A 25560-nucleotide genomic window follows, 5' to 3' on the forward strand; every position below is an offset into this window, starting at 1 on the left:
TTTTAAGGGGTAAGCGTTTTTTCTTGTGCTTTAGCGGCTTGCCAGTGGCTTTCCATTTCATCCAGCGAGGCGTCGGTTAACGGACGCGCATCAGCAGCAAGCTGGCGCTCTACGTAGCGAAAGCGGCGCTCAAATTTACTGTTTGTGGTACGCAAGCATTGCTCAGGGTCGGCACCCAGTGTGCGAGCTAAATTAGTCACTGCAAACAGTAAGTCACCGACTTCTTCTTGAGCGTGCTGGCGATTACCCTCGGCAAGGGCTTCTTCAACTTCAGCGAGCTCTTCACGGATTTTGTCCAGCACACCGCTGGCATCCGGCCAATCGAACCCGACTCTGGCGGCACGTTTCGAGAGTTTCGCGGCACGACTGAGCGCTGGCAGCGTACGTGGCACATCGTCAAGCACAGAGGGAGTGCTTTGCTGCGAACGCTCAGCACGCTCATCGGCCTTAAGCGCTTCCCAGCGCGAATTAACGTGCTGGGTTTGTACGTCCTCGGCACTCATCCCAGGTGGACGCCGTGATGCTAGCGTGCCATCAGGAAATACATGCGGATGACGGCGCAACATCTTTGCAGTCAATGTATCAACGATATCGTGAAAGTCGAAGCGCTGCTCTTCAGCACCAAACTGGGCGTAATAGACCACTTGGAACAGCAGATCACCCAACTCGCCGGGCAATTCATCAAAAGCGCGCCGCTCAATAGCATCAGCCACTTCGTAAGCTTCTTCCAGTGTATGGGGCACAATGCTGTCCCAATCTTGCTTAATATCCCAAGGACAGCCCTGTTCCGCGTTGCGAAGCACCGACATCAATGTCAGCAGATCCTCTACGCTATACCGCATCAGGCGCCTCCTTTACGGACGTTTTTCTCTGGGTCAGCATTGCGCAGACGACGCACTTCCGTCACGTTGGGCAATTGCTGGATACGGGAAAACAAACGGCCTAGTGATTCAAGACCATCAACTTCCAGCGTGATGCGCAGTCGCGCAATCCCCTCATCGGTGTCTGTCAGTGTATTCACTGCTAACACATTGACCTTCTCGTTGCCCAGCAGGCCGGTCACATCGCGCAGTAAGCCGGAGCGATCCCAGGCTTGAATTTCAATAGTGACGGGGTAACGCGTGAGGGCACGTTCGCCCCACTCTACTTCGATAATGCGCTGGGGCTCTTCCATGCGCAATTGCAGGATATTGCTGCAATCCTGGCGATGGACGGTGACCCCGCGACCTTGGGTAATAAAGCCAACAATTGGTTCGCCAGGCACTGGCCGACAGCAATTCGCCATGCTGGTTTTTAAGTTGCCAACCCCCAGCACGGTGATGTCGCTTTGAGTCGCTTTGCTTGGCTGACGGCGTGGCTTCGCCAGCAACCGATCTAACTGCTCTTGGTCGTCCGTTTCACCAAATAACTGTTGCGCCTGATGAAGCACTTGCCCGATACGCAGGTCGCCCGCGCCGAGCGCTGCATACATATCATCGGCGTTTTGGTAGTTAACAGCAGCAGCCAGCTTAGCAAGATCAAGCCCTTCAACATCCAAGCGGCGCATCTCTCGCTCGAACAACGCCCGCCCTTCGTCTAGGTTCTGGTCTCGTGCTTGGTACTTAAACCACGCCTGAATCTTCGCCCGCGCGCGTGAAGTGCGCACATAGCCCAAGCTGGGGTTTAACCAGTCGCGGCTGGGGCCGCCTTTGGTGGCCGTTAAAATCTCGACTTGCTGGCCGGTTTTTAACTTATAGGTAAGCGGTACTATCCGACCATTAATCTTGGCACCACGGCAGCGGTGACCAATTTCGGTATGCACGCGATAAGCGAAATCGATGGGGGTCGCAATACGCGGCAGGTCGATGACATGGCCATCGGGGGTGAAAACATAGATGCGGTCTGGCGCAACGTCGCTGGAAAGACCTTCGCGCAGGTCGCCAAAGCCACCCACTTCATCCTGCCACTCAAGTACTTGACGCAACCAGGCAATCTTTTCTTCATAGCTACGGCTTTTGGCGTTGGTATCATGCCCTTTATACCGCCAGTGTGCACATACACCTAATTCTGCTTCGTCGTGCATAGCAAAGGTGCGAATCTGGATTTCCAGCACCTTGTTTTCTGGCCCCATGACCGCGGTATGCAACGATTGGTAGCCGTTCTTCTTCGGGTTGGCAATATAGTCATCAAACTCGTTGGGCACATGGTGCCAACGAGAGTGAACAATTCCGAGTACGGTGTAGCAATCGGCCACATCAGGTACCAAGATGCGCACTGCGCGCACGTCGTGCACCTGGGAAAAATCAATCCGTTTGCGCTTCATTTTGCGCCAGATTGAATAAATGTGCTTGGCTCGCCCATCGACGTCGTAGTGGTGAATATTCTGGGCTTCCATCAAGCTCTTAATGGTTTCCACCACGTCATGAATATAGCGATCACGATCTAAACGCTTTTCCGCCAGCAGCTTAGCAATCGCTTTGTACTCATCTTCATGCAGATAGCGAAACGATAGGTCTTCAAGTTCCCACTTGATTTGACCTATCCCAAGTCGATGAGCCAGCGGCGCATAAATATCAGCCACTTCACGCGCGACTTGTAAGCACTTTTCACGGGGCGCATCTTTTACTTGGCGCAAGGCGCAGGTGCGTTCAGCAATTTTGATCAGTGCAACGCGTACATCTCCGACCATGTTAACCAGCATTTTACGCAGGTTTTCCTGCTGATTGTGCTGGCTCATACCATGGTTGGGCGCTAGTGGGTAGCTAATGGCTGCCATCTGCAAAACGCCGTCAATCAGCTTAGCGACTTCTTCGCCAAACCGTTTGGTAACGGCGTCTATACTCAGCAGCCCTTCGCGAACCGCGCGATACAGCACGGCAGCCTCAAGGGTTGCTTGATCAAGCTTGAGCTCGGCCAGAATGTCGGCCATTTCCAGCCCCATTCGAAAACTTGAACCTGGCGAGAGCCACACACGGTGGGTTTGCGGCGCCTCTCGTTCCAACTGTTCAGCAAGCTCGCATGCTTGCAATAGTCGTTCGGGGTCGCGTAGGCGCACATCCTCTTGAAGGCGCGCTAACCACTGCTGTATGTCCACCTTTCCGCTTTCGGTAAGCGGCTGGTCTTCACGCACTTTCACCATGACAATCATTCATCCTTTCAGGGTGACGGCTAGCCATTTTCCGTCACCGAGGCTTGATGCAATGGGCAGGCTAGCCCTCGTATTCAAATAGCATCAGCGTTTCCAGGTGAGCAGTGTGTAAAAACATATCGGCCACTGCTACTTGCTTGACGCGATAACCTGCATGCACAAGGTGTGCCGCATCGCGAGCAAGCGTTGCCGGGTCACAAGAAATATAGGCCACCCGAGGTACATTGTAACTACCTAATACTTGGCAAACTGCTTCTGCACCGCTGCGCGGCGGATCTAGCACAATCGCATCAATTTGCTGATGCTCGCTCAATAGCGTTTGCACCTTTTTGGCGTCGCTTAAGTCTGCTTGCTGGGCATGCACATCCAGTAGGTTAACATTAGCGTTAGCGGTAATTCGTTCGACCATCGCTGGATTACCCTCTACAGCAAGCACCTTTGCTCCTGCGGCGGCTAACGGCAAACTGAAGTTACCAATCCCAGCAAAGAGATCTACGAGCTGTTGCCCTGGCGCTGGCTTTAACCATGCTACCACCTGGGCTACCATCTTTTGGTTAACCTCAGCATTTACCTGCAAAAAGTCACCTGGTGAAAAACGTAACGTCACTAGGCTGGATGCTTTATCACCCGACAAACAGTGTTCACTTGTGGGTGAACTCGCTCTGTGAATTCCGAGTTCATCAAGATTAAGCACTTCTTGTAGAACGGGTGTAGCGCCACTATGCGCACCATTCCAGTGCAAAACAGGTGTTTCCCGCCCTAACCAAGTGCCGAGCGAGACCTGCTGCTGTTCCGCAAACTGCTGCCAGCGCGCCCTATCTTGATCATGGGCTTTTAACTGACGCACTAGCACTACTGTCGCCTCATCGGTCGCCAGTAATTCGACATGGCCAACGAGACGGGGCGAGGCTAATGTTGCCAGCAGTTGCCGTAACGGAAGAATCAATTTGTTCAGCGCTGGCACCAGCACATGGCACTGCTCAATATCAACTAGTCGGTGGCTGTTGGGTGCTCGAAACCCCAGGAGAACATTCCCCTGACCATCTACCCTAACCCCCAAACGGGCGCGACGTCGGTAGTGCTCGCTACTACCATCTAACGCCGCAATAGGGCCTAGCGTAAGGCCTTGACGCGCCATTAGCTCGGTAACAACTTCGCGCTTATGCTGGCGTTGTGCAGTAAGATTAAGATGCTGTAAATCACAGCCTCCACACTGCCCAAAGTAAGTGCAGGGTGGCTCAACCCGCTGTTCTGAAGAGGTGAGCCGGTTTTTTATATGCGCTTCGTCATACCGCTTACGCGTCACGTGTATCGCCACATCGACATGTTCACCGGGAAGCGCTTGGTCAATAAAGACTGTTTTTCCCTCGACATTATGCGCTACACCACGGCCATCATGCGCTAAACGCTCAACCACCAGCGTTGTCGAAGTATCGTCTTTTGACTCAGTTTTACGGCTTGGTTGGCGAACTAGCCCTGAGTGTCCCGAGGCGGGGCGAGATGGCCGCCGCTTACCCAACATGGCCATCTATAACTCCGGGGCAAATAAGCCTGTGGAAAGGTAGCGATCGCCTCGGTCACAAACGATGAAGACAATGACCGCGTTCTCAGTTTGTTCTGCGATACGCAGTGCTCCAGCCAAGCTACCACCTGACGACACCCCGGCAAAAATACCTTCTTCACGGGCCAAGCGGCGCATGTGGGCTTCTGCTTCTTGCTGAGCGATATCAAGGGTAATATCAACCCTTGGTGCTTCAAAAATCGACGGCAGGTACTCTTTTGGCCAACGACGAATCCCCGGTATGCTCGCACCATCCGCCGGTTGTAAACCGACAATTTGGATCGCTGGATTTTGTTCCTTAAGATAGCGAGACACCCCCATGATGGTGCCCGTGGTCCCCATTGAACTGACAAAATGCGTCACTTCACCGCCGGTTTGCTGCCACACTTCGGGCCCCGTTGTGCGATAGTGCGCAAGCGGGTTATCTGGATTGGCAAATTGGTTTAGCGGTTTACCTTCGCCTCTTGCAATCATCGCATCGGCAATATCTCGCGCCTCTTCCATCCCGCCTTCTTTGCTCGCTGACACCAATGTGGCACCGTAAGCCGCCATAGCCTGCTTACGCTCTTCAGAAGCGTTTTCAGGCATGATTAGCGTCATTTTGTAGCCTTTGATCGCAGCGGCCATGGCCAAGGCAATACCCGTATTACCCGAGGTTGCTTCCACCAGCGTATCGCCTGGAACAATATCGCCCCGTGCTTCAGCTTCACTTAACATAGAGAGGGCCGGGCGGTCTTTCACCGAACCAGCAGGGTTATTGCCCTCTAGCTTGGCTAGAAGCGTGTTATTACGACCAGCCGTTATGCGCTTTAAACGAACCAGTGGCGTATTGCCAACCACATCTTCGAGCGTCGGATAATTCATCGTACATTCCTTATCATCACCATTATGCTGCATTATATCGGTGCTGCCGTTAGCTTGACAGGCAACCTCATTGAATCAACGAGCTTCTCTCATGTCTTTAAACACGCGCTTACTCTTTGCGTTACTCGGGCTTCCACTTCTTGTCTATGCCGTCATGGCACTATTGCTGGTGGTGCAAAGCGAGACCACCGGCCGTGACATGCTAGAAGAGCGCTTAGTTAGCGCTGGTGAATTACTGGCACCAAGCCTGGGTAACGCCATGATAGATGGCGACTTGCCTCGTTTGGAAGCCATTGCCAGACAGCTCCTGGAGCACAAAGGGTTACGTGCGGTGACGCTTTTCGACGAGCAAGGGAGTCGCTTATTGGTACTGGGACATTCGATACCTCCCCCCCCTCGCCTAAATGCCCCCAATGCTACGACACTCACCATGGATGAAGCTATTTGGCGTTTACAGGTACCTCTAACCACGTCTTACGGCCAACCATTTAATCTCGCTAATACTGGCTGGCTTGAAGCCGAAATGGACATACGCACGCTTAAACTGGAGCGCTATAAGCTCATTGCTAGCCTTAGCTTAGGCGGCATGCTGCTTGGGCTGCTGCTTTTTTTAGTCGCGTTTGCGATCAGCCGCTACGCTACTCGTCCAATTGAAGAGGCGAATCAAGCGCTTTATCGCCTATCCCGGGGGGACTACCGGCCTTATATGGCGGCTGCCCGCCCTACCGAGTTTCGCCAACTGGCAGAGCATATCAATGGGTTAGCGGAACATTTTCGGCAAGCCCAGCATGATATGCAAAGCCAAATCGAGCAAGCGACCAGTGAACTACAAGAGTCCATGGAGACGATTGAAGAGCAAAATATCAAACTCGATCTTGCTCATCGAAGCGCACTACGCGCGAATGCAGTGAAGTCTGAATTTCTGGCTAATATGAGCCACGAAATCCGCACCCCTTTAAATGGCATCATTGGTTTTTGCCGTTTATTAGGCCGCTCCTCTCTCGACGTTCGGCAGCAAGAATGGCTAGAACATGTGCACCGTGCGTGCGATAACCTGTTGATGCTAGTCAATGATGTGCTGGACTTCTCGAAACTAGAAGCCGACCGGCTAACGTTAGAAGAAGTCGATATCGATCTTGTGTCGCTGATGGATGAGGTTGTTGGCCTTCATGCGCCTGAAGCTCAACGCAAACGACTGCATTTAGTGGCGATGGTTTATGACGATGTGCCGTCAGCGCTGTGCGGCGACCCGCTACGCATCCATCAAGTCCTCAATAATTTGACCAGCAATGCCCTGAAGTTTACCCAGAAGGGAGAAGTCATCATTCGTGTCATGCTGGACAGCCAGGAGGGCCAGCATGTTGTGCTGCGTATTAGCGTTAGTGACACAGGCATTGGCTTGAGCGAACAACAACAAAAGCAGCTATTTAGTGCCTTTTCCCAGGCAGATCCTAGTCACTCCAGACAATTTGGCGGCAGTGGTTTAGGGCTGACGATTTGCAGGCAATTAGTTCAACGAATGGGTGGAGAGATTTCAGTTGATAGCGAGCCTGGAGAAGGTGCAACCTTTTCATTTACGTTGCCGCTACTTGCCGACATGACCAAGGAACGGCCACAGGAACTCTCACTCGACGGCTCAATTATTCGTTTACATGAGCCCCATCTACCCACTCGCAATGTGTTGGAACACTTAATGGAACGCTGGGGCGCAACTGCCGTCTCTTTCATTGAATCTGGCAACGAGCAACTGCTACTGCTGAGCCTAGATCATGATGACTTCAGCGGTGAGCGAAAGACCTATTGGCAGTCAGTAATTGCTCAAGCGCCCTGCCCAACACTCATCCTTGCAAACGCCACTAGCTTTGAACTGCCTCACTGGGAGCTTCCTAATGGGGGGGATATACTATGTAAACCATTTACCAGAACTCAATTGATAGCCACGTTCAAACAACTACTGGAACCTGTCGCAGCCACTATTTCTGCCAGCGCACAAACGGTTAAAGCGCTCCCTTCGTCAACATTCACGGTTCTGATCGTTGACGATAATGCGCCCAACCGCGAGCTATTAAAGGCTATGCTCGAAAATGAGCATATCAACATTGTATTGGCTGCCAGCGGCCAGGAAGCGTTGGATTACGCGCGTCAGAACGAAGCAGACATGGTGCTAATGGATATTCGTATGCCTGATATGGACGGTGTTCAAACCACCCAGGCTTTGCGGCGCATTAATAATAGCTGGGCGCGCTGCCCAATTATTGCCGTGACCGCACACGTGCTAAGCGATGAACGTCAGCAGTGGCTTGTGGAGGGTTTAGACGACGTATTGGTGAAGCCTATCAATGAAACTCAGCTGCAACAGCAATTTCAACGCTTCTTGGGCATTACGCTGCCAATCAGTCCGCTGTTACAGACGTCCCCAAAAGCCCCTGCTCTTGGGTATACACCGGCTCTTGGATATACACCTGCTGCGTTATCCGTCATTGATCTTGAGCTCGGCACGCGCCTAGCAGGCGGCAACCCCGAGTTCGCCAAACAGCAGCTAAAGCGATTGATCGATAGTCTAAGTGAATGCGAACAGCAAATTCGCAGCGCTTTCGAAGAAAACAACCTGACGGTCTTGCTCGATCATGTTCATGCGCTCAATGGTGCCAGCCGTTACTGCGGAGCACCCGAGCTCGCGCTAACGGTCGAAACGTTGGAGACACGCTTACGCACCGGGGGCTTGGAACAGGCTGAAAATTTACTTGATAAGCTGTATACCGCCATCAAACGCCTCAGGGAGCAGCGGAGCACCTTAAATCAGCGCTAGCCCGCTAGCGTTCAAGTACCACAAATGCCACCGCGTAATCTGCTTCATCACTGAGCGTTATATGAGTAGCCGAGGCGCCGCTAGCTTGAAATAGACGAAGCGCCTCACCACTTAGCCGCAGGCTTGGCTTGCCCAGCGAATCATTGAGGACCTGAATATCGCCCCATTGCATACCACTTCTCAGGCCAAGCCCAAGCGCTTTAACATACGCTTCTTTCGCTGCAAAACGCTTTGCCAAATAGCTAACGGGCTGACCTTTTGTCTGCCACACAGCCTGCTCTTCAGGGCCTAAAATTCGCTGGGCAAAGCGTGGCCCATGACGTTTTACTGCCTTAGCAAAGCGCTCGACACGGGCGATATCCGACCCAATTCCGACAATCATCTTAGTGGCTACAGCAACCGCTATGCGTGTATTCATCCTCGTGCTCATGCTCATGAGCATCTAACGCCGCCATTAATCCAGCTTCCTGACCAGCAATGATCAAGCGTTTCATTTCTTGAATCGCATCTTTCAAGCCGACAAAAAGAGCTCGAGCAATAATGGCGTGACCAATATTGAGCTCATTAACACCCGGTAGCGCAGCAATCGCCTCAACGTTGTGGTAGTGCAAGCCATGCCCAGCATTAACCACTAAGCCAGCAGAAACAGCGTGAATGGCCGCTGCACTCAGGCGCTCATATTCAGCAATAGCCGCCTCACTGCCAGGTTTTGCTTCTGCATAGGCGCCTGTATGCAGCTCAATCGTTGGTGCCCCTGCACGAATGGCAGCATCAATTTGCGCGTTATCAGGATCGATGAACAAAGACACGTCGCAACCGGCTGCGCTTAAGCGCTCACAGGCATTGGCAATAAGATCAAAGCCACCCACAACGTCCAAGCCACCTTCGGTGGTTAGCTCTTCACGCTTTTCTGGTACTAAACACACGTGTGCCGGGCGTATTTCCTCAGCCAGTACGAGCATTTCTTCAGTGACAGCCATCTCTAAATTCATGCGCGTATTAAGCATTTCTGCCAATAGGCGAACGTCTCTTGGCTGAATATGGCGACGATCTTCACGCAGGTGAACCGTGATGCCGTCAGCGCCCGCTTCTTCTGCTAATAGTGCCGCTTGAACTGGATCAGGGTAACGAGTACCACGCGCTTGGCGTAGCGTCGCAATGTGATCGATGTTAACGCCTAATAAAATCCGCGGAGGATGCATCGCGTGTCTCCAATAAGTGATATCAAAATGCCCACCTAGCGCTGTCGGCGGCGGGCCAAATCGAGCATTAGTTCTCGGGAACGTAAAGCAGTCGCGCCTAAATGAGGCGCCAGCGCTGCCCGCATCACCGCTTTTAATGCACTTGCTAAGCCAACGGGCTGCCAATCGCCTTGATCAATATAGCGCAGCGTGCGGCCTTCGATGCCCTGCTCAGCAGGTACAAAAGCACGACTTGCGGCATCAAATCGATAACGCGTTTGAGGATCGAGCGCAGCGCCATCGTAAGTACAAAAACGCGGTGTTGCCTCTAACGTCTCCAACAGCGCCCATTCAAAACGTCGCAGCGCCAAGGCGCGGTTCGCCGGTGTTGGCAATGCCTCTAACAGCGCGCTATAAAATGCAAAAACCTCTGGTGCTGCAAGCTCCAAAGGCAGTAGACGCGTGGCTATTTCATTGGCATATAAGCCGCAGAGCAACCCTTCTCCGGCTAGCAATGCCGTCTGGCCTCGTGACTCCATCAGCGTTAATCGCTTTAGCTCACGCTCGCCGCGCCACGACACAAACAAAGGGGTAAAGGGTTGCAGCCGTTGACGCGACTTAGAACCTGGCCGCTGCCCTCCATGGGCAACGGCGCGGATACGGCCATGGTTAAGGGTTAACAAATCCACCAGCGCACTGGTTTCACGGTAAGGCCTGCGATGCAGTAAAAACGCTGGCTCTGCCGACATGGAAGCACTCAATCGAGATCGTAACCCAAACTCTTTAATGCCCGCTCGTCATCAGACCAGCCGCGCTTCACTTTCACCCATAGATTGAGCATTACCTTGGTACCCAAGGCACGCTCCATATCCAGGCGGGCTTCGCGACCAATGCTTTTAATACGCTCGCCATTCTCACCGATCAAGATCACCTTTTGCCCCTGACGCTCGACCAGGATTAAGGCACTGATATGGGTCACACGCTCGGTTTCACGGAACTCTTCGATTTCCACGGTCATTTGATACGGCAGTTCATCACCCAGTTGACGCATGACTTTTTCACGCACCAACTCAGCCGCCATGAAGCGCAAGCTCTTGTCAGTGATTTGATCTTCCGGGAAAAAGTGAACGCTCTCTGGCAAGTATTTGGCAACTTCCTGTTCGAGCGTATCAACTTGGGTGCCATGTTTGGCAGAAATAGGCACAACCGCAGCAAACTCACGGCGTGCACCTACTTCAGCTAACCAGGGTAACAAGTCACCTTTATCGTTTAAGCGATCTACCTTGTTGACCGCTAGAATCACCGGTGCTTTCACGTGCTCAAGCCGCTTTAGTACGGCTTGGTCTTCATCCGTCCAACGGGTGCGGTCGATAATAAACACCACACAGTCAACGTCACGCAACGCCTGTGTTGCCGCTTGATTCATAAAGCGGTTGATCGCTTTATTGCGGTCTTTTGACATGATGTGCATGCCAGGCGTATCAACATAGATGAACTGTGTCTCTTCTACCGTCTTAATGCCCATCACCTGATGCCGCGTGGTTTGAGGGCGACGCGAAGTAATAGAGATTTTTTGCCCTAGAATCCGGTTCATGAGGGTTGATTTGCCTACGTTGGGCCGCCCAACGATGGCCACGAAGCCGCAGGTTTGACTCATGACTTGTCTCCAGGTGTTTTTTCAAGGTGGAATAGCGCTTCTTCAGCTGCCTGTTGTTCAGCATGGCGGCGGCTGGGACCTTTACCAGTGGTATGCTCGGTTAGCAAATCAATGTAGCACTCCACGGTAAAGGTCTGGGCATGCGCCTCCCCCTTTACAGAGACTACTTCATAGCGTGGCAACGCTGCCTGACGCGATTGCAAAAATTCTTGCAAACGTGTTTTGGGATCTTTCTGGGTATCTTGTAGCGAAATATTCTCAAGCCGCTCGGCGTACCATGCCAGCACACGTTGACGAACGACATCCATGCCCGCATCTAAATAAATAGCGCCAATCACAGCTTCTACTGCATCAGCCAAAATGGATTCGCGGCGATGCCCGCCGCTCTTCATTTCTCCTGAGCCAAGCCGTAAGCATTCGCCAAACTCCATTTCTCGAGCCAACTCAGCCAATGTCTGACCTTTTACCAAACGCGCTCTAAGACGTGATAACTGTCCTTCCCTAGCCTGAGGAAAACGTTGGAAAAGCGCCTCAGCGATTACAAAATTGACGATAGAGTCACCCAGAAATTCCAGGCGCTCATTGTTACGACCACCGTAGCTACGATGGGTCATGGCCAGTTCCATCAGCGTAGGGTCACCGAAGGTATGGCCGATTCGTCGGCAAAAAGCGATTAAGGAATTACTCACAGTGCTCCTACGTCGTTGACGTTAACTAATATGACAGCATTAACAATTTCTAAACTATTTTTCATTCAATACGCCGCACACTGGTAAAGCTAGGCAAGCCACCGTCCCAATGCATCCAAACGGCAAACGCTCTTCCAACAATATTATCTTCAGGAACAAACCCCCAATAACGGCTATCGTTGGAGTGATCACGGTTATCACCCATCGTGAAATAGTGCCCATCCGGAACAACCACTTCACGCATCTGGGGCCCAGGATCACGGGGGTTATTATATATATAGTGGCTAACGCTACCTAATTGCTCTTCCAATAATAGCTGTTGCGGCGAAAGTTCGGGGCCTTCTTCAATCAATGCTTTAGTAACTGGCTCACCGTTAACATACAGCTGTTTTCCTTCATAGCGAATACGGTCACCCGGCAAACCAACCACACGTTTAATAAAGTTGACCGACGGCTCCTCTGGAAAGCGGAACACCATCACGTCGCCGCGCTCGGGATCATCAACTTCTAAAAAACGGCTGTGCAGCACCGGTAATCGCAGGCCATAGGCAAACTTATTCACCAAGATAAAGTCACCCACTTCAAGCGTCGGCTTCATTGATCCAGATGGAATTTGAAACGGCTCAATAATAAAACTACGTACGACCAACACCACCAGCAGAACTGGAAAAAATGAGCGTGAGTAGTCAATCGGCCATGGCTCTTTGAGCAACGTCTCTCGAGTCGTTCCATCCAGGCCTTCCGTGGTAGCTGCTTCAGCAGCGGCCAATCGCTCACGCCGCTTAGGTCTCAGCCAAAGCACATCCAGCAAATATATTGCCCCAGAAAGTGCAACGGCAATCACCAGTAATAATGAAAAATCCATGTGGGGTAAGTATCCCTAGTCGTTTACCTTGAGCACAGCAAGGAAGGCATCCTGGGGAATTTCAACACGCCCCACCTGTTTCATCCGTTTCTTACCGGCCTTCTGTTTTTCCAATAGTTTCTTCTTACGGCTTACATCACCGCCGTAACATTTGGCCGTCACGTTTTTACGCAGCGCTTTGACTGTTGAGCGCGCGACAACCTGGCCACCAATAGCGGCTTGAATAGCCACATCAAACATTTGCCGCGGAATCAGCTCTTTCATTTTTTCCACTAGCAGGCGACCACGGTTATGCGCATGGTCACGGTGGATAATGACGGCCAGTGCGTCAACTTTATCGCCATTGATCAGCACGTCCAGGCGAACCAACTTAGCCGCTTCAAAACGTTCGAAGTTGTACTCAAGTGATGCATAACCACGAGAAATAGACTTCAAACGATCAAAGAAATCCATGACCACTTCTGACATGGGCAGCTCATAGGTTAACTGGATCTGATTCCCCAGGAACTGCATATCTAATTGCGTACCGCGACGCTGCTCACACTCAGCAATCACGTTACCAACATACTCCTGAGGAACCAGAATGCTGGCACGCACGATGGGTTCACGCATCTCATCAACATCTGCCATATCAGGCAATTTCGAGGGGTTCGATACGTATTGAATCTCGCCGTTTTTCATGGCGAGCTCATACACCACCGTCGGCGCTGTGGTCAGTAGATCAAGATCATATTCACGCTCTAAGCGCTCTTGAATGATCTCCATATGCAGCGTACCCAGGAAGCCGACGCGGAAACCAAAGCCCAATGCATCCGAGTTTTCCGGCTCATATTCAAGCGAAGCATCATTGAGCGCAAGCTTCTCAAGCGCATCCCGAAAGTCTTCGTAGTCATCGGCACTAACCGGGAACATACCTGCATATACCTGCGGTTTCACTTTTTGGAAACCAGGCAAGCGGGGAACATCAGGGGTTTTGGTGTGGGTAATTGTATCGCCCACCGGTGCTCCGTGGATCTCCTTGATGCCAGCGACAATAAAGCCTACTTCACCAGCACGCAAAATATTGGTCTCTTTGCGAAGCGGTGTAAAGATCCCTACTTCGGTGGCCCCCCAGTCACGCCCTGTGGACTTGATGCGGATTTTGTCGCCTTTGCGCAATGTTCCGTCGAATAAGCGCACTAGCGAGACAACCCCAAGATAGTTATCGAACCAAGAGTCGATAATAAGCGCTTGCAAAGGTGCTTCTGGGTCACCCTTAGGAGGCGGAATATCCCGCACTAACCGCTCTAATAAGGCGTCGATGCCGATCCCGCTTTTAGCCGACACTTGGCAGGCATCGGTGGCATCCAAACCGATAATTTCTTCGACTTCCTGTGCGACACGATCAGGGTCAGCCTGGGGCAAATCAATCTTGTTAAGTACTGGGAGTACTTCCAAGCCCTGTTCAATTGCGGTGTAGCAGTTGGCAACCGATTGAGCCTCCACACCTTGTGCGGCGTCTACCACCAACAGCGCTCCCTCACAGGCGTAAAGAGAACGCGACACCTCGTAAGAGAAGTCCACGTGCCCAGGCGTGTCAATGAAGTTGAGTTGATAGACTTCACCGTCTGCAGCCGTGTAGTCAAGCGTGACGGACTGCGCCTTGATGGTAATACCACGCTCGCGCTCAATATCCATGGAGTCGAGCACTTGCTCCTTAAGCTCTCGCTCGGTCAAACCGCCGCAGGTCTGAATCAAACGATCTGATAGCGTCGATTTACCATGATCAATATGCGCAATGATGGAGAAGTTGCGTATGTGCTTGAGCTTTCCGCTGGAAACGTCTTGAGACATCGAGTGTGTTCTGCCTTATGGGTGTGCAAGGTGTAGCTGGCTTTATAGAGCCAATATGCGCAGGCAATAAAGGTTGCCGCACGACTACTTTGCCAATGTTCGTCAAAAAGATAAGCGCTATTGTAGCGATATGCGCGGGATAGGAACAGCAGTCCGGCGAGAACCGCCGGACTGGAGAGACAATCAGTGGATTACTCTAGACGTAAAGCCACAAATAGCGAGCGTCCATCTCGATACAAGCGCAATGGAATTGCGCGATCATCTGGCAGTTCTTCAACAATTCTCAACAGCTCATCTGCCGAAGCAACGCTGCGATGGTCAATGCTGACTAATATATCGCCCACACGCAGCCCCGCTTGCGAGGCAACACTGTCGGGGTCAACCTGACGCACTTCCACGCCACCACCAATATTTAGGCGCTCACGGGTTGCCTCATCAACTTCTACCACGGCCACACCCAGACGAACCTGATTATTGCTGCTCGAACTATCGCTATGACCAGCTTCTGAATCAGGCCAGCTACCCAGTTCAAGCGTTTCGGTCACCTCTTCGCCATCGCGCATCAGTGTTAAATCCACATCACTGCCAGGAGCAACGCGACCAATCAGACGCGGTAACGTGCTGGAACGATCAACCTCTTCACCGTTCACCGCAATAATGACATCCCCTGCTTGAAGACCACCTTGCGCCGCGGGCCCATCCGGATCGAGGTCAGCAATCAGCGCTCCAATGGCTTCCTCCATGCCAAACGACTCAGCAAGATCACGAGACACAGGCTGAATCATTACGCCCAACCACCCACGATTCACATGTCCGTCTTCACGTAGTTGGTCAGCCACGTCCATGGCGACATTAATGGGAATAGCAAAAGAGAGCCCCATGAAGCCACCGCTACGCGTCAGTATTTGTGAGTTAATACCGACGACTTCCCCTTCAAGGTTAAATAAGGGGCCACCGGAATTACCTGGATTAATAGCAACGTCGGTTTGGATAAAGGGTACATAAACATCACGAGGCAGCGTGCGGTTAATAGCACTCACAATGCCAGCAGATACAGAGTGGTCAAAACCAAAGGGTGAGCCTATGGCAGCCACCCACTCACCGACTTTTAATTCATCGGAGTCGCCCAGATCAAGCACTGGCAAATTGTTGGCATCCACCTTCAGTAGCGCAACATCTGTTTGCGTATCGCTACCCACTAGCTCTGCGGTGAGTTCTCGACGATCGTTTAATCGCACAAGAATTTCATCAGCATCTTGAACCACGTGAGCGTTCGTCAGCACGTAACCATCCGCACTAATGACGAAACCAGAACCAAGTGACTGGCGCTCTTCACTGCGGTTCGGCCCTCGACTAGGGGGAGGCGTAGGAAAACTATCGCCAAAAAAGTGGCGGAATATTTCAGGGATATCCTGGCCACCGAACCCTTGAATAGAAGGCCCAGAGCTACGTTGAATCGTCCTGCTAGTAGAGATATTGACCACACCAGGGGCAGCGTCTTCTACCAATTTGGTAAAGTCTGGCAAGTTCTGCGCGTGGGCATTCTGCCCAACGAACAAAAATACAATAAAGCACAACCAAAGTGCGGAAGGAAAAACCAAGCGCTTCATGCAACAGCTCCTAATCAAGCAAAAGTACTAACTACGTACTAAACACAAGGGAGTGCAACTCTCAGCGAGTTACAGGAGTATTAACTGACCAGACGCGGGCGGAAGCGTTCCACTCGTCCGCGCAGTAGATATTTCAGGATGACGACAGCGCCAATTAAGGTACTAAAAAATAGCATCGCACAAACCCCATCACTCGCCCCCATTCCTGACGCCGTACCAGAAATGATGATGGCAAATAGGAGTGGTAATCCATAAACGAGCAGCGCCAGAATATTGACATCACTCTTAGTAACGGTGAACGAAACTGAGCTACCTATTGGATAAAGGCTTGAATATTGCGAGGGCAAACCGCCCGGATCAATGACGGTGCGTGGTTGACGGCGAGCTAACAACCCTGCGCCACATCCACGCCCTTCAGCACACTGCTGACAAGCGACACTGCTCGACACATCGACCACTAATCCTGCTCCAGAGTGAGCAATGACGGTGCCTGAACGTACGATAGCATTGCAATCTGTAGTGTTCACAACGATGTACCTGGTTATTCAAATTGCACTGACTGAACAATGCGCTGCAACAATTCAACGGGCAGCTCGCCGATGCCCACTAATTGCCAGCTCTGATCTCTGACATCAATCAACGACACAGCAGCGTTAGATACACCGACTCGATGAAGACCTTGCTCCAACGCTGGCTGACTGGCGGGCGACACAAACACGCTCACCGCCGCTAACCCGTCGCTATACACACGCTGGCCGCTTTGCTGCCCTGGCTCCAAGGGCTGCTCGACAAATCCTTCAGGCAGCCAAGTTACTTGCCAAGGTTGGTCAAGCATCTGCTCATCGCTGGGTCTGGGCACTTCACCACTATAGGCGGTAGGAGAGTGAAGCTGGGTGACCTGAAAAGTTTCAAGGACACGGCCTTGAGCATCGCTAAGCACATGCTTAAGCAATAGCCCTGTCGCTTGATCGATCCACCAAGTATGTTGATATCGCTGACTATCGATAGGCGAAAAGCGAAGCTCTACAGCATCACGCTCGGCTACTCGTGTTTTATCCTGAAGCGTTATGTCATAGTACTCGGCGACATGCTCTGCCCATGCCTCTGGTGCAGATACTGAGTCAGACTCGCCAGCTGGAAACCAAGCTAAATGCCCAGCAATGGAACGGCGTTCAACGCTAACGGACGGGCCGTCCAGATGTTGCACAACTTGTTGGCGAATGCCATCTCGAATGCGATGGGAGAGCGCCAGTGTTCTAACCCCTATTGCATCAATAGAAACCGCACGCGCTTGAAACTCAAAGCAATGCCCAGCATAGACACTAGCCACTAGCCACTCATGAGCAGTAGTGAAAGGGGCTTGGCTAGGAGCATCTGCGCAGGAAAGCGATGGGTAGCTATCAGCTTTCAAATGGAGAGGCAGTAAACAGGTGCTCAATACGCACAGGCCAACTGCAAGCCTACCTCTCCCGTAAAGATATTTACCTATCACGTTTCCAGCCACGCGGGCCCTCACTTGGTTAAAAAAGTTGGCCAACGCACCTAATATTAACGTTGTCCTAAAGGCTCCGTTACTGAAGAAGAGCGCATTAATGGCATCCAGCTATCACCACTTCCACCGGCAGCACCTTGCGCGTGCTGTTCAAGGTACGTCTTAAGCAGGCGAATTTGGTCAGCATCAATAGCCAGTGTCTGCTGGGCCATATCCCCCTGGGGCGCATGGGGTGTTGAGAACCCAGCGTCGCTGACATTCATAAAGCCGCCTTGTCCAGACTGACCATTCACACGAAACGGCGTTTGTTCAAACATCGGCATTTCTGATGGCGTCATGGAAGCGGGTTGAGAAGCTGCAAGATTAACAGGCTGCACCTGCACACCACTGCCGGACTGGGCAGCAATGCTATCGCCTGCATTCTGCGCGCTACCAGACGTTGTATTGCCGTTGTTAAAGAACTGCACCCCGGTAATAACCATCAGTGAAACGGCAGCCGCCACCCCGGCACCACGTGCAAAGGAAAGTCCACCAGAACGAGTGGGAATAACCACGGTGTCGTCTTCAAGGGCTGGAGCAGGTTCATCGCGCAATCGATCCATAATGCCAGCAGAAAGATCAATGCTCACATCGACATTTCTTTCACGCTGCATCATGCTGCGCGCCAAATGGTAGCGCCGCCATGTCTCCGCCGCATCAGAATCGTCAGGCAATGACTTCAACACTCGGCGCAATTCAAGCTCATCACTTTCGCTATCCATCAATGCTGAAAGCGACTCCCGTGTGTTATGACTCATACTTCACACCCTCACACTGTGTTATTAGAAGCGCTGCGGCGACACTGCTACCCAGTGTTTACCGCCACAGCCACTCCACAGGCCAAGACCTCGTTTCAAATCGCCAATTCCTAAACGCTTAATTATCAGCAGATTAAACTATTTGACTACTGAACATTGAACGTTCACTTGGCGCTTACTCGACCCAACTAAGATCGTCAGGTTCTATGACGCTTCACTTCCCAGACAGTTCACAAAAAATCTAAAAACGTAATCAAATGTGAATTTGGCGCTCTAAACCTACCCCTATCGGTCCCTTACTCATCACGACTGTTCCGGGCCGTTGTCACTAATGGGCGTATATGCTCATCAACCGCCTCACGGGCGCGAAAAATACGCGAACGCACGGTTCCTACGGGGCATTGCATCACTTGGGCAATATCCTCATACGCAAGACCATCCAGTTCACGCAGCGTGATCGCTGTGCGTAAATCATCTGGCAGATTTTCGATGGCTTCGTAAACGGCTGCTTCCAACTGATCCCGAGCAATCGATGCCTCTGGCGACTCAGCGTCAGCCAACCGTCCGCTCTGGTCAACCATTTCAGCATCGACAATATCCAGATCACTGCCGGGCGGCCTACGCCCCCGAGACACTAAATGATTTTTGGCAGTGTTAATCGCGATACGGTACATCCATGTGTAAAACGCACTCTCCGAGCGAAATTTCCCCAGTGCTCGATACGCTTTGATAAAGGCTTCTTGCGCCACGTCTTGTACTTCGGAGTGATCGTGAACATAACGTCCGATCAATCCAATAATTTTGTGCTGGTATTTTTTGACCAGTAGATCGAAAGCGCGTGTATCACCTTTTTGGGCACGTTCAACCAACTGCTGGTCTGTTTCACGAGTGCCCATTCACACCCCCCTCCCGCTCGTGCGACGCACGCCGAGCGCTATTTCTCTTCGCCCTTTCATGTGGGCCTTCACAGCAAGCAGCATAGTGTCCCTTGGGCATTGGTTAATCTTAATGATGACAGATAATAATGAATGATTCGCCTACCACATTCAGTGTTAAAAAGTATTCAGTGGTACTTAGTGTTACGCGTTCTTAGCGGGGCATCAAGCGCTTACACACACTCCCCCCTCATTCCTCTCAACGTGACCCACAGCCCCCACAAAATCTTGACCGTGACACTTTTCGTCTAGATCAAGTTCCGTAACAATTGATTTTTACCCGCCTGACACGCCATAGTAGAGCCACTTTTTAGTCCATAGCGCACGCACAGGTAGCACGATGTCAGATCAGCAGGTTAGTAACCTTAACGTCCTTGCACAGGATGTTCTCACCACCCCCGAAGCCCTTAAAGAGACTATTCCGCTAACAGAAGCTGCGGAACGCTCTGTTATTGAGGGTCGCCATACCATCCAAAACATCCTCGATGGTAAAGATCACCGGCTTCTCGTCGTTGTAGGTCCATGCTCCATCCATGATGTCGATGCCGCACTGGACTATGCTCGCCGCCTGCGTAAATTGGCAGACCAAGTGAGCGACAGCCTGTTCATTGTCATGCGCGTCTATTTCGAAAAACCCCGTACCACAGTAGGTTGGAAAGGGCTGATAAACGACCCTCATCTTAACGACTCTTTCGAAATTGATGAAGGCCTCCATATCGCGCGCAAGCTACTTGTCGATCTGGCTGAGCTTGGCCTGCCGCTCGCAACGGAAGCGTTAGACCCGATCTCCCCCCAGTATATGCAAGACTGCATTAGCTGGTCTGCAATCGGCGCACGCACCACAGAATCGCAAACCCATCGTGAAATGGCATCAGGGCTCTCCTGCCCCGTCGGCTTCAAAAACGGCACCGACGGCAGCCTCGACGTCGCTATTAATGCCCTGCAGTCTGTTGCCAGCCCGCATAACTTCCTGGGTATCAACAACGCAGGCCAAGTTGCCATTATCCGTACACGGGGTAACGCTTACGGCCACGTCGTGTTGCGCGGTGGTAATGGCAAGCCAAATTACGATAGCGTCAGCGTTGCTCTGGCAGAAAAAGAGCTTAAGAAAGCTGATCTTTCAGCCAACATTATGATCGACTGCTCTCACGCTAACTCTAACAAAGATGCTGGCCTACAGCCGCTGGTGCTCGAAAACGTCACCAACCAAATCCTAGAAGGCAACAGGTCCATTATTGGCCTGATGGTCGAGTCAAATATTGGCTGGGGCAACCAGAAAGTTCCTGCCGACCTTAGCCAGCTAACCTATGGCGTTTCCATCACCGACGCCTGCATTGATTGGGACACAACGGTTGAGACCTTTACCCGCATGAACGACAAGCTTGCGCCAGTGCTCGCCCAGCGCATCGCACAGTAAAAAACGGCTAGCAACCATAAGCGCCCCGCAAGGTAATTCGCCTTAGCGGGGCGTTTTTATTGCTGCCTTTTAATACTACCTTTTATTACGGCATGATCTCTCGTTTGAACGGCGGCAGTGCATCTAGCAACGCCTGGCCATATCGACGCGTAATCACCCGGCGGTCCAACAGCGTGATGACACCGCGGTCGCTCTCCTTACGGATCAATCGCCCACAGGCCTGCACTAGCTTGATTGACGCATCTGGAACGCTAATCCGCATAAACGGGTTACCGCCCTGGCTTTCAATCCATTCGGCAAGCGTAGCCCCCACAGGATCATCTGGCACTGCAAATGGCAGTCGGGTAATCACCACATGGGTGAGGTAGTCGCCAGGCAAGTCGATACCTTCAGCAAAACTAGCCAAGCCAAAAATGATGCTCCCATTGCCATCGTCGACAGCCGCGCGATGACGCTCAAGCAATTCATGCTTGGGTAATGCATCCTGCGCTAACACGCGCCCCTTAGCCGCCGCAGGCAAGGCTTTTTCCACTGCTCGCAACTGCGCCCGGGAAGAAAACAGCACCAGTGCAGCTTCGTCGTCTCCCAGTTGGGTCACGAAATTAACAATGGCGCTTTCATGGGCATCACGATCACTGGGATCGGTCGCCTCCTTAGGTACGCGCAGAATGGCATTGGCGTAATCAAAGGGGCTCGGCAACGCCTGATAGCGATAGCGGTTTGCTAGCCCAGCACGCTCTTGGATTCGCTCAAAACGCCCCAGCGCGGTAAGTGTTGCTGACGTTACGACCGCGCCATGGCAGCGCCCCCACAAATGTTTCGCGAGGGTATGCGCCGCGGATACGGGGCTTGCCGAAAACTCAATTTCCGGCTCTCCCGCCACACGACTAAGCGTAATCCAACGAGCACTGGGCGGCGCATTGGCAGCATCCTGCTCACTGAATGCTTGCCATAGTGAATGAGCATCGAGCGAACGCCCATGCAGCAGTGCAATCAGCGGTAACCACGTGTCGGCTTGATCCCTATCCAAGCCTGTTTGCTTATCAGGGTCGAGGCTTTCGCGCAGGATATCGCTAATGCTCTCCAGACTGCGTGACAGCGTGGCGAACATAACCAGTAGTTGCTGAGCTTGTTCGCGAAGCGCTTCTGGTACCTGACCCTTTTCAAAACGAAGTTGATGATTAGCTTCTTCATCCGACAAGCCGTTTTCCCGCCCAGCCAGCTGATGCCCCATGCTAAACACATCGCCCAAAGCAGGCTCTAAGCTATGCAGCAGCTCAGGAAGCCCAGCGAGCAAACGCGCAATCGTCGGCTGAACTGCTAACCCTTGGTGCAGATCGGTTAGACTGCTTTTCAGTGTTTTTAACCACCGCAGGCAGCCATGCACCGCAAAGCGATGGGCAAAGTGGGAAAGTGCCTTATCCGGCAGGTGGTGGCCTTCATCAAAGACAAAAATGCAGTCAGCGGGATCGGGTAGAATCGCCCCACCACCCAGTGCTAGGTCAGCAAGAACCAAGTCATGGTTGGCCACGATTATATCGGCATCTTCCAGATCACGCCGGGAACGGAAAAAGGCACAGGCACCGAAATGACCACAACGACGCCCGGTGCACTGACGATGATCCACCGTTAGCTGTCGCCAATGACCGTCGTCGATTGACGCCGACCACGTATCGCGATCACCTGCCCATTCACCTTTTCCGTAAGCTTCGGCCAGATCCGTGGCTAATAGGGAAAAGTCACTACTGTGGGATTGAAGTGACTGCTCAAACAGCGACAGTGTTGGGTTTGGCTCAGAGCCTTCTAACGCCTGATCAAGGCGCGCAACACATACGTACCTGCCGCGCCCTTTTGCCAAGGCGTAACGAAAGGCAATACCGCTATGACTGGCAAGCGAAGGCAAGTCCTGATTAAGCACCTGCTCCTGCAGCGCCACCGTCGCGGTGGAAACAATCAATCGCTTTCCCTGCGCCTTAGCAATCGGCAGTGCGGCAATCAGATAGGCAAGCGTTTTACCGGTTCCGGTACCCGCTTCCAGCACACATACATGATTATCGTTTGTGCGCTTGCCTTCGCTATCCTGCTCAATGCCACCTAGCGTACGGGCGATTTCTGCGATCATCAGACGCTGGCCGTAGCGTGGTGTCAGCTCAAGCTTCTCCACCACGCGACGATAGGCGTCTTGAATATCGCTTTTCAGCGCATTATCGAGCATGCGCGTTACAGCATGCCTTCCGGCGGATGTTCGCAGGGCAACTTACCGTTAATGTAGCGCTCAATCTCTGGTAGCGAGAACGCATCTTCTTCGCCAACAAAACTAATCGAGACACCTTTGGCACCCGCACGACCGGTACGTCCAATGCGATGAACGTAATCTTCTGGATCTTCCGGCAACGTGTAGTTGATCACGTGGCTGACATCTTCAATATGAATGCCACGCCCTGCGACATCAGTTGCCACCAGCACTTGGATTTCTCCCTCACGGAAGCTTTCCAAGGTTTTGATGCGCTGATTTTGCGGCACATCGCCAGACAGCATAGCGACACTGACGCCTGCTTTTTTCAGCAAATCATCTAGCTTGCGCACAAGATCACGACGGTTACCAAACACCATCACGCGCTCGAAGCTCTCCTGCGTCAGCAAATTCACCAACAGTCGCTGCTTATCGTCATCAGAGACTAGATAAACGCGCTGATCGATATCTGCCTGGTTCTCAACGGTGACTTCAATCTCTACATGAGCAGGATCGAGCGTCCATTGACTCGCTAGGTTCAAGATATCGTCGGTAAAGGTTGCCGAGAACAGAAACGTCTGGCGCTCCTCTTTTTTAGGCGTATAGCGAATGATGCGCTTCACATCGGGAATAAAGCCCATGGAAAGCATGCGATCCGCTTCATCCAATACCAACACTTCAACTTCGGAAAGGTCGATATCGCGCTTCTGGTGGAAATCCAGTAAGCGACCGGGTGTTGCCACCAGAATATCGATCTTCTTACCCAAGCTGTCGCGCTGCTTTTGATAGTCCATGCCGCCGACAACACTGGCCACATTGAGCTGCGTGAAGCGAGCAAGCGCTTTAGCATCTTTTTCAATTTGCAGTGCCAGCTCCCGGGTAGGCGCAATAATCAACGCACGGGGTGCGCCTTGTTTTTGGCCATCAGGGGTCGGCTCTTCCAGAAAATAAGCCATTACCGAGATCAAAAAGGCGGCGGTTTTTCCGGTGCCTGTCTGCGCCTTGCCGACAATATCGCCACCCAGCAACGTGTGACGCAGTGCCTCTGACTGAATAGGCGTGCAGTATTCAAACCCTTGGGCATGAATGGCACGCATTAAAGGCAGCGGCAAATCAAAGTCATGGAAGCGCCACTTGCCGGCAACGGCGGGCACCTGAAACTGACGAAGATCCCAGTTCGATTGACGACGACGCGGCTTCCGACGGCGGCGTTTAGGCTTGCGGTTCTGGGCCGATGCTGTGGTCTGTTCCGACTCGCTCATAGGCTGTGTATCTGTCCATTGCTGTGGATGTTAGGCATCACGAAGTGCGCATTGTACCAGGGGTTGGCGATAAGAGCGCGTCCTGCTGTCGAAGGAGTGCGCTTGCCTGTTAGAATGAGGCATAAATTAACCCAAGGAGCGCGACATGACGCGTAAGAAAAAAACTCGTTCGCTAGCGGATAAGGTAACTATCCGCACTGGTCGCCGCAAAGATTACAAAAAATGGCGCCATGACAACCCTGACCAAGTGGCTCCTTCACGCCGCTTTGTGGCTAAGAAGCAGCAACAACGCAAGCTTCAAGCCGTGCGTAAACTGGCACGCCAGCAAGACGGACAGAATATTGCCATCCATCCTGATAAAGAAGGAGACAACCCTTCAGGAGATCGTTCGTAATGCGTTTGGTCTCGTTTAATATCAATGGCATTCGGGCACGGCTTCATCAGCTTCAAGCGCTGATTGATACGCAGCAGCCAGACGTCATTGGCCTACAGGAAACCAAAGTACACGACAGCGAGTTTCCTCTGGCTGACGTTGAAGCCATGGGCTATCACGTTTTTTATTACGGTCAAAAAGGCCATTACGGGGTTGCCTTAATGTGTCGGCAAAAACCCCAAGCGGTATTTTATGGCTTCCCTGATGATGAGGAAGACGCCCAACGCCGGATGATTGGCGTACGGTTACTAGCCGATAATGGTGAACCGGTCACTGTTTGGAATGGCTACTTCCCCCAGGGTGAAAACGTTGAACACCCAACTAAATTCCCACATAAAGCGCGCTTCTATCGGCAGTTGGCAAGCCTGCTACAAAACCAGCACCATCCTGAAGAGCAACTGGCGATCATGGGGGATTTCAACATATCGCCGGAAGATCAGGATATTGGCATTGGTGAACCGAGCCGCAAACGCTGGTTGCGCGAGGGCAAAGCCAGCTTTCAGCCTATCGAGCGAGAATGGCTTGAAGGTATAAAAGCGTGGGGCCTTAGCGACAGCTATCGGCTGTGCCACCCAGATAACAGTGAGTGGTTCAGCTGGTTTGACTATCGCTCAAAAGGTTTTGACCGCGAGCCAAAACGCGGCCTGCGCATTGACTACATCCTGGTGTCTAAACCGCTTGCCGAATGCGTCACTGGCGCAGGCATCGATTATGAACTGCGCGGCATGGAGCGGCCTTCCGATCACGCTCCTACCTGGAGTGATTTTGCGCTGACGCTTGCCCAGACAGACTAAG

The 25560-nt window shown here is 52.2% G+C and carries 22 protein-coding genes; 4 read left to right on the top strand and 18 right to left on the bottom strand.

Annotated features, from left to right (window positions below; all coding sequences use genetic code 11):
• Positions 1 to 2: 2 nt before the first annotated feature.
• The 4 genes from mazG to cysM form a co-directional block, all read right to left on the bottom strand.
• Positions 3 to 842: a nucleoside triphosphate pyrophosphohydrolase gene (gene mazG / locus NF683_RS19030; RefSeq protein ID WP_172421040.1), complete on the bottom strand. Its 840-nt coding sequence runs from the start codon at positions 840 to 842 to the stop codon at positions 3 to 5.
• Positions 842 to 3118, bottom strand: coding sequence for a GTP diphosphokinase (relA, locus tag NF683_RS19035; RefSeq protein WP_253920744.1), 2277 nt, complete (start codon positions 3116 to 3118; stop codon positions 842 to 844). The genes mazG and relA overlap by 1 nt, the downstream gene beginning before the upstream one ends.
• A 70-nt stretch (positions 3119 to 3188) precedes the next feature.
• Positions 3189 to 4655, bottom strand: a complete 1467-nt coding sequence (rlmD, locus tag NF683_RS19040; protein WP_253920745.1) for a 23S rRNA (uracil(1939)-C(5))-methyltransferase RlmD — start codon at positions 4653 to 4655, stop codon at positions 3189 to 3191.
• Positions 4656 to 5552: a cysteine synthase CysM gene (gene cysM / locus NF683_RS19045; RefSeq protein WP_089037860.1), complete on the bottom strand. Its 897-nt coding sequence runs from the start codon at positions 5550 to 5552 to the stop codon at positions 4656 to 4658.
• A gap of 91 nt (positions 5553 to 5643) precedes the next feature.
• Here cysM and NF683_RS19050 point away from each other — a divergent pair, with 91 nt between their 5' ends.
• Positions 5644 to 8361, top strand: a complete 2718-nt coding sequence (locus NF683_RS19050; protein WP_089037859.1) for an ATP-binding protein — start codon at positions 5644 to 5646, stop codon at positions 8359 to 8361.
• 4 nt (positions 8362 to 8365) lie between these two features.
• Here the strand turns inward: NF683_RS19050 and acpS are convergent, their stop codons facing one another.
• The 12 genes from acpS to rpoE form a co-directional block, all read right to left on the bottom strand.
• Positions 8366 to 8743, bottom strand: coding sequence for a holo-ACP synthase (gene acpS / locus NF683_RS19055; protein WP_253921907.1), 378 nt, complete (start codon positions 8741 to 8743; stop codon positions 8366 to 8368).
• Between the two features lies 1 nt (position 8744).
• On the bottom strand, positions 8745 to 9563 hold the full coding sequence (gene pdxJ, locus NF683_RS19060; protein ID WP_253920746.1) for a pyridoxine 5'-phosphate synthase: 819 nt from the start codon (positions 9561 to 9563) through the stop codon (positions 8745 to 8747).
• 35 nt (positions 9564 to 9598) lie between these two features.
• Positions 9599 to 10291, bottom strand: a complete 693-nt coding sequence (recO, locus tag NF683_RS19065) for a DNA repair protein RecO (protein WP_089037856.1) — start codon at positions 10289 to 10291, stop codon at positions 9599 to 9601.
• Between the two features lie 8 nt (positions 10292 to 10299).
• Positions 10300 to 11199 carry a GTPase Era gene (gene era / locus NF683_RS19070; RefSeq protein WP_038485185.1) on the bottom strand — a complete coding sequence of 300 codons (900 nt, stop codon included), beginning with the start codon at positions 11197 to 11199 and terminating at the stop codon, positions 10300 to 10302.
• The gene (gene rnc, locus NF683_RS19075; protein WP_089037855.1) at positions 11196 to 11888 is read right to left on the bottom strand and encodes a ribonuclease III; all 693 of its coding nucleotides are present in this window, start codon (positions 11886 to 11888) and stop codon (positions 11196 to 11198) included. The genes era and rnc overlap by 4 nt, the downstream gene beginning before the upstream one ends.
• 61 nt (positions 11889 to 11949) lie before the next feature.
• Complete coding sequence (gene lepB, locus NF683_RS19080) at positions 11950 to 12753, bottom strand: signal peptidase I (protein WP_089037854.1); 804 nt, start codon at positions 12751 to 12753, stop codon at positions 11950 to 11952.
• A 15-nt stretch (positions 12754 to 12768) separates the two neighbouring features.
• A complete protein-coding gene (gene lepA, locus NF683_RS19085) occupies positions 12769 to 14586 on the bottom strand; it encodes a translation elongation factor 4 (protein WP_038485191.1) in 1818 nt (605 codons plus the stop codon).
• A gap of 191 nt (positions 14587 to 14777) precedes the next feature.
• Positions 14778 to 16196: a DegQ family serine endoprotease gene (locus NF683_RS19090; RefSeq protein WP_038485193.1), complete on the bottom strand. Its 1419-nt coding sequence runs from the start codon at positions 16194 to 16196 to the stop codon at positions 14778 to 14780.
• Between the two features lie 80 nt (positions 16197 to 16276).
• Positions 16277 to 16723: a SoxR reducing system RseC family protein gene (locus NF683_RS19095; RefSeq protein ID WP_089037777.1), complete on the bottom strand. Its 447-nt coding sequence runs from the start codon at positions 16721 to 16723 to the stop codon at positions 16277 to 16279.
• Between the two features lie 14 nt (positions 16724 to 16737).
• Positions 16738 to 17700 carry a MucB/RseB C-terminal domain-containing protein gene (locus NF683_RS19100; RefSeq protein WP_089040834.1) on the bottom strand — a complete coding sequence of 321 codons (963 nt, stop codon included), beginning with the start codon at positions 17698 to 17700 and terminating at the stop codon, positions 16738 to 16740.
• A 44-nt stretch (positions 17701 to 17744) separates the two neighbouring features.
• Positions 17745 to 18485: a sigma-E factor negative regulatory protein gene (locus NF683_RS19105; protein WP_089037776.1), complete on the bottom strand. Its 741-nt coding sequence runs from the start codon at positions 18483 to 18485 to the stop codon at positions 17745 to 17747.
• A gap of 296 nt (positions 18486 to 18781) precedes the next feature.
• Positions 18782 to 19381 carry an RNA polymerase sigma factor RpoE gene (rpoE, locus tag NF683_RS19110; protein ID WP_038485199.1) on the bottom strand — a complete coding sequence of 200 codons (600 nt, stop codon included), beginning with the start codon at positions 19379 to 19381 and terminating at the stop codon, positions 18782 to 18784.
• Between the two features lie 379 nt (positions 19382 to 19760).
• Here rpoE and NF683_RS19115 point away from each other — a divergent pair, with 379 nt between their 5' ends.
• Complete coding sequence (locus tag NF683_RS19115) at positions 19761 to 20837, top strand: 3-deoxy-7-phosphoheptulonate synthase (RefSeq protein ID WP_089037775.1); 1077 nt, start codon at positions 19761 to 19763, stop codon at positions 20835 to 20837.
• Between the two features lie 85 nt (positions 20838 to 20922).
• Here the strand turns inward: NF683_RS19115 and dinG are convergent, their stop codons facing one another.
• Both dinG and rhlB read right to left on the bottom strand, forming a co-directional pair.
• On the bottom strand, positions 20923 to 23052 hold the full coding sequence (gene dinG, locus NF683_RS19120) for an ATP-dependent DNA helicase DinG (protein ID WP_038485204.1): 2130 nt from the start codon (positions 23050 to 23052) through the stop codon (positions 20923 to 20925).
• 5 nt (positions 23053 to 23057) lie between these two features.
• Positions 23058 to 24332, bottom strand: a complete 1275-nt coding sequence (gene rhlB / locus NF683_RS19125; protein WP_089037774.1) for an ATP-dependent RNA helicase RhlB — start codon at positions 24330 to 24332, stop codon at positions 23058 to 23060.
• Positions 24333 to 24477: 145 nt separating this feature from the next.
• Between rhlB and NF683_RS19130 the strand changes: the two genes are divergently transcribed.
• Entirely contained in the window at positions 24478 to 24726 is a 249-nt protein-coding gene (locus NF683_RS19130; protein WP_038485210.1) for a hypothetical protein, read from the top strand.
• On the top strand, positions 24726 to 25559 hold the full coding sequence (xthA, locus tag NF683_RS19135; RefSeq protein WP_089037773.1) for an exodeoxyribonuclease III: 834 nt from the start codon (positions 24726 to 24728) through the stop codon (positions 25557 to 25559). The genes NF683_RS19130 and xthA overlap by 1 nt, the downstream gene beginning before the upstream one ends.
• The last annotated feature ends 1 nt before the right edge of the window (position 25560 follow it).

The organism is Halomonas sp. MS1 (assembly GCF_024182575.1).
GTDB lineage: Bacteria > Pseudomonadota > Gammaproteobacteria > Pseudomonadales > Halomonadaceae > Vreelandella.